This is a genomic window from Kluyvera ascorbata ATCC 33433 (assembly GCF_000735365.1).
Taxonomy (GTDB): Bacteria; Pseudomonadota; Gammaproteobacteria; order Enterobacterales; family Enterobacteriaceae; genus Kluyvera; species Kluyvera ascorbata.
The window spans coordinates 1-5,512 of the sequence record NZ_JMPL01000182.1 but is presented as its reverse complement, the minus strand read 5'-3'; the positions used below and the strand labels follow the sequence as shown (position 1 = coordinate 5,512).

The following is a 5,512-nucleotide window of genomic DNA, read 5'->3' as shown; positions in this document are numbered from 1 at the left end:
CCTTTCTATTTATTAATTTTGTAGCTAAGAAGTTATTTGGTTAATCATAAAAAATGAATTAGATGAATTCGGTACGTTAGCGGATCAATTCATTATAAACAGCGATCATTTGTCTTTAGCTACACTCGTTGAGAGGTTTACTAAACACGATTTCGAATACCCACATCCAATATGTGAAGCACATTATTTATATTGCTTAGGTAACTGTTATTCCGAACTCTACAGGTATGATAGTACAGAGTGGTACTCAGAGAATTTAATGAATGCCATCCTATTTTATAGGAAGGCATAACATACAATTCCCAAAGCCAATTGGAAAGAGCACGATAAAAACGTTGAAGCTTATAACAATCTTAGGTCAATGGTTGAAACTAATTTAGCTAGCCGCCTTTCCTCACAAGGGAGAGCATTATGCTGCATTCCACATTATGATAAAGCAATTTCAATAGACAACAACTCTGTAGTAATTTTGGCCAAAGGCCGGCTTCTTCTCTTTCCCGTCAATGCGATACTTCATGTACCAGAGTTTTGAGCCGTTAGGTTTGATCAGCAGGTACAGTTCCGCACTGTCGCCGAGTTTGAAGGGGTTGTCTGTGGGTCTGAGCTTGCGGATAGCGGTATCAGTGAGTGCCATAGCGGGGGGCTCCATTCGTTCAACGAACCGTGAGGCCCCCGAATAAGCCCCAAAAACTACGAATGTCAAAAAACCCGGTAATCCTTACCAGGATAACCGGGTCAATCTAACTGCTTGTTTTTTATAACGCATTAAGACTTACTGAGACGTCTTAATACTAAAATATGGCTCCTCTGACTGGACTCGAACCAGTGACATACGGATTAACAGTCCGCCGTTCTACCGACTGAACTACAGAGGAATCGTGTGAACGGGGCGCATAATATCGATGTCACCCCGGCTTGTCAAAGGGTGAGAAGCGCTAATAAGTTCGTTTGCTGACAATTTCAGCAATCAAGCCTCATTTGCTGTTTTTTTGACTGATTTGCACCGTGAAAGTGCAGAAGTACCCCTTATGGGGCAGATCGCAATCTTCTGATAGCTGCTAGAAAACGCCTGAACCATAGGTTTACACGGATTTACTGGCAATTTTAAAATTGGCAAGCATCTTGCAAATCCTCCGATTACTTAATGCCAGCGTGGCAGTGGATGTTGAACCGGAGGCAAAAATGAACTTAAGACGGCTGAAGTATTTTGTGAAAATCGTCGATATCGGCAGTCTGACTCAGGCCGCTGAAGTGTTACATATCGCCCAGCCCGCTTTGAGCCAGCAGGTCGCGACGCTGGAGGGGGAGCTGGATCAGCAGCTGCTGATTCGGACTAAGCGTGGTGTGACGCCAACGGAAGCCGGCAAAGTGCTATATACCCATGCGCGTACTATCTTGCGCCAGTGCGAACAGGCGCAGCTGGCGGTGAATAACGTTGGTCAGACGCTCAGCGGCACGGTATCCATCGGCCTTGCGCCGGGAACGGCGGCGTCATCGATTACCATGCCGTTGTTACAGGCGGTACGTAATGAGCTGCCGGAAGTGCTGGTTTATCTGCACGAAAACAGTGGCACCGTACTTAACGACAAGCTGCTGAACGGCCAACTGGATATGGCGGTGCTTTACGATCGCGCACCGCTTGCCGGGATCGTCAGCCAGCCGCTGCTGAAAGAAGACCTTTACCTGGTCGGGACCCGCGATTGCCCGGGGCAGAGCGTTGATCTCACCGCGGTAGCGGAAATGAACCTTTTCCTGCCGCGGGATTACAGCGCCGTGCGGGCCCGCGTGGACGAAGCCTTCTCGCTGCGTCGCTTAACCGCCAAAATTATTGGTGAGATTGAGTCTATCTCTACGCTGACGGCGGCTATCGCCAGCGGTATGGGCGTGACGGTGCTGCCGGAATCGGCAGCGCGTTCACTGTGTAGCGCCGCAAATGGCTGGATGGCGCGGATCACCACGCCGTCGATGAGTCTGCCGCTGTCGTTAAACGTGTCAGCACGCGGTCAACTGACCCCGCAGGCGCAGGCGGTGAAAGAAATACTGATGTCACTGGTCAGTCGCCCTATGTTGGATAATCGTGAATTACTGTTGGTGAGCTAAGCTTATATTCCATTCAGATATAACTTGCTGGTTTTTATTATTTGTTCACGAGGGCATCAGACTTTAACAATAGCTCAACGTCTGATTGACCCGGAGAGAAGCGTGAACTTCCAGCAGCTCAAAATAATTCGTGAAGCGGCGCGGCAGGATTACAACCTGACCGAAGTTGCCAATATGCTTTATACATCACAGTCCGGCGTAAGCCGGCATATCCGTGAGCTTGAAGAAGAGCTGGGGATTGAGATTTTTATCCGTCGCGGTAAACGCCTGTTAGGGATGACGGAGCCGGGCAAAGCCCTGCTGGTGATTGCCGAACGTATACTGAATGAGGCCAGTAACGTCCGACGTCTGGCCGATCTCTTTACCAACGATGCGTCCGGTGTGCTGACCATTGCCACGACGCATACTCAGGCCCGCTATAGTCTGCCGCCGGTTATTAAAGCGTTCCGGGAAATTTTTGAAGACGTGCGCCTGGAGTTAATTCAGGGCACGCCGCAGGAGATAGACGTGCTGCTGCATAACGGCGGAGCGGATATCGGTATTGCCAGTGAACGCTTAAGCAATGACGCGACGCTGGTGGCTTTCCCCTGGTTCCGCTGGCACCACAGCCTGCTGGTACCAAAGGATCACCCCCTCACACATACTACCCCGCTGACGCTGGAAGCTATCGCCCGCTGGCCGCTCATTACCTATCGCCAGGGAATTACCGGGCGCTCACGCATTGACGAGGCATTCAACCGCAAGGGCCTTACGCCGGATATTGTGCTAAGCGCGCAGGACTCCGACGTGATTAAAACTTACGTTGATCTGGGGCTGGGGATTGGTCTGGTAGCCGAACAGTCTGGAGATGCGCAAGAGTCCGGGAACCTGGTGCGGCTGGATACGCATCATCTGTTTGATGCCAACACCGTCTGGCTGGGGCTTAAGCGCGGTCAGCTTCAGCGCAACTACGTATGGCGCTTTATCGAGCTCTGTAACGCCGGGTTGTCGCTGGAGGAGATCAAGCGCCAGGCCATGGAACTGGAAGAGACCGTACTGGATTACCAGATTTAACGCTGCGCCCCAGCCTGGGGCGCGCGGGTTTTTATCCCACCATGTCATTGCTTCTCTTTAACTCATTATATTCTGGGCCCACAAACTGGTGCCTGGTTTAGTCTATGTTTAAAAGGCACATCGCAGGATCGCTTTTGATTTTGTGATAACCCCTTTGCGAACAGAGAGATGATTCGGATAGCACTATGGCAATGATGCGTTTAACACGACTGCTGAATACGTCTGGCAAGACCATTATCTCGTGGGCGAAAAGGGCGTTTATCGGCCTGATGGTGGTCGTCATTGTCTTTTTCATTGGTCGTGTATACGAATCGCAACGTGGCCCGGCGCTGCACCGCTGGCATACCTGGACGGCGGATGAAATGACCGCCAGTGAGATAGACCGTGCGACGTTTGCCGATTATCAGGCGCGGGAAACGGCAATTTTTCGCGATCTGAAAAGCAAAGTGACGGATACGCTGAATGATGATGAAAAGACGCCGATTAACCGTTTTTACAGCCAAAGCCTGGTTTATCCGGGTAAGTTTCAGCCTGACTGGAATCGCTCTTTTGTCTTGCTGCCGCAGGGGAAACCTCGCGGCGTGGCGGTGTTGCTCCATGGCCTGACCGATTCCCCCTACAGCGTGCATTATCTGGCACTACGCTATCAGCAACAGGGGTTTGTTGCCGTCGTCCCGAGACTGCCAGGGCACGGCACGGCGCCAGGGGCGTTAACCGGCGTCGACCGTGAGCAGTGGATAGCGACAACCCGTATGGCCGTGCGTGAAGCAACTCGGCTGGCGGGAAATGATGTGCCGCTGCATATTGTCGGCTACTCCAACGGCGGGGCGCTGGCGATGAAATACGCCCTTGATAGCCTGGAGGATAGTTCGCTGCGTCGGCCACAACAGATAATCTTACTATCGCCGATGATTGGTGTGACCGCCTTTGCGCGTTTTGCCGGGCTGGCTGGATTACCGGCGATTTTCCCCGCCTTTGCCCGCGCGGCGTGGCTCAACGTTGTACCGGAGTTTAATCCGTATAAATACAACTCTTTCCCGGTCAAAGCTGCGCGCCAGTCGTGGCTGCTGTCTCAGGCGTTGCAGCAGCAAATTGTGCAGGAGGCGCAGAGCAAGCGGCTGGCGGCGCTGGCGCCGGTATTAACGTTCCAGTCCATTATGGATTCGACGGTGAGTACCCGAGCGGTGGTGGATTCGCTGTATCGCTATCTGCCGGATAACGGCAGTGAACTGGTGATTTTTGATATTAACCAGGCAGCCAATTTACGCGCGTTGTTCCGACCAACATTATATTCCGCCGTCAATACGTTACTGCCGCCTGCGCCACGCCCTTACCGGACCACCGTCATTACCAATACCGACTCTGGCACCAACGAAACGGTGGCTCGCACGACGCCTGCCGGGGCGCAAGAGGAAACCGTAACGCCATTGCATATCGCCTGGCCGCAGGATATGTATTCGCTGTCTCATATAGCGGTGCCGTTCCCATTGACCGACTCGCTCTATGGCCGCGAGCCCGCGGAGAAAAATCGCTATGGCATCAGCATAGGCACTATTTCGCTACGCGGAGAGACCGCTACGTTAAGCGTTGGCCTGGACACGCTGATGCGCGTGACCTCCAATCCATTTTTCCCCTGGATGATGACGCGCATTCAACAGCATATTGATTGTAGTCACCAGACCAATGTGGCGGCCTGCCTCCGGTCAGAATAGCGTGACGTGCAAAAGGGTGCGGATGATAATTCCAGCAAGGGCACCCGTCGCCGCAAAGCGGAACAGGCGGACGAAGCGGGAGCTGACGCCTAAAAAGATGCCGATGCCGGGAAGATCAAAGGTCTGAATTAACAGTCCGGCAGAGGCGTTAATCTGGCTGACGGTGACTTTGCCCTGCTGGACCATCTCAGAGACGACGCCAAAGTAAGCGGTGCCACCAGCCACGCATTTAACCAGCGCAGGCAGCACGAAGTTAACCGGAATATTCAGCCACAGCAGCAGCGGCATCAGCAGTTGCTGGAGCATTTCAATCAGGCCCGCTTTCTGCATTACTCCGACGATAGCCAGTGAAAGAATAAGCATCGGGACGGCACCGAGCGCCAGGCGGATGGCATCGGAGCCCGCGCTGTTAATAACCGAAATGATCCCCTGATTATTTTTCTCGGCATCGGGCAGCGCCTCGGCACGGGCACTCTCAACCATCGAGAGCCGGCGACCGGTTACGTGCCAGGTAACGGCGGCCGCGCACAATCCCCCGACAATGGAAATGACGATAGAGGCCAGCCAATGCAGGCCAAAAGGGGTCAGCGGATAGAAGACGTTTCCCTGGCCCATCGCAAAGAGCATCGCCAGCGTAGCGGCCATCT

General features: G+C 53.0%; 4 protein-coding genes, 1 tRNA gene and 1 pseudogene. 3 read left to right on the top strand and 3 right to left on the bottom strand.

Annotation, left to right across the window (positions count from 1 at the left end):
* Window positions 1-472 precede the first annotated feature (472 nt).
* Together GKAS_RS22485 and GKAS_RS22480 are read right to left on the bottom strand one after the other, a co-directional pair.
* A pseudogene (locus tag GKAS_RS22485) lies at window positions 473-634 on the bottom strand (Arm DNA-binding domain-containing protein); the annotation flags it as partial.
* A 165-nt stretch (window positions 635-799) separates the two neighbouring features.
* Window positions 800-875: transfer RNA gene (locus GKAS_RS22480), tRNA-Asn, on the bottom strand.
* Window positions 876-1,182: 307 nt separating this feature from the next.
* On the opposite strand from GKAS_RS22480, the gene nac reads away from it, so the two are divergent.
* The 3 genes from nac to GKAS_RS22465 all read left to right on the top strand — a co-directional run bounded on the left by nac (window position 1,183) and on the right by GKAS_RS22465 (window position 4,865).
* Window positions 1,183-2,100 carry a nitrogen assimilation transcriptional regulator NAC gene (gene nac / locus GKAS_RS22475; RefSeq protein ID WP_035897643.1) on the top strand — a complete coding sequence of 306 codons (918 nt, stop codon included), beginning with the start codon at window positions 1,183-1,185 and terminating at the stop codon, window positions 2,098-2,100.
* Between the two features lie 102 nt (window positions 2,101-2,202).
* On the top strand, window positions 2,203-3,153 hold the full coding sequence (gene cbl / locus GKAS_RS22470) for an HTH-type transcriptional regulator Cbl (RefSeq protein WP_035897640.1): 951 nt from the start codon (window positions 2,203-2,205) through the stop codon (window positions 3,151-3,153).
* A gap of 191 nt (window positions 3,154-3,344) precedes the next feature.
* Window positions 3,345-4,865, top strand: coding sequence for an alpha/beta hydrolase (locus tag GKAS_RS22465; protein WP_035897646.1), 1,521 nt, complete (start codon window positions 3,345-3,347; stop codon window positions 4,863-4,865).
* Here GKAS_RS22465 and GKAS_RS22460 read toward each other — a convergent pair.
* The coding region (locus GKAS_RS22460) for a hypothetical protein (protein ID WP_035897638.1) at window positions 4,857-5,512 on the bottom strand (656 nt) is incomplete at its 5' end. The genes GKAS_RS22465 and GKAS_RS22460 overlap by 9 nt on opposite strands.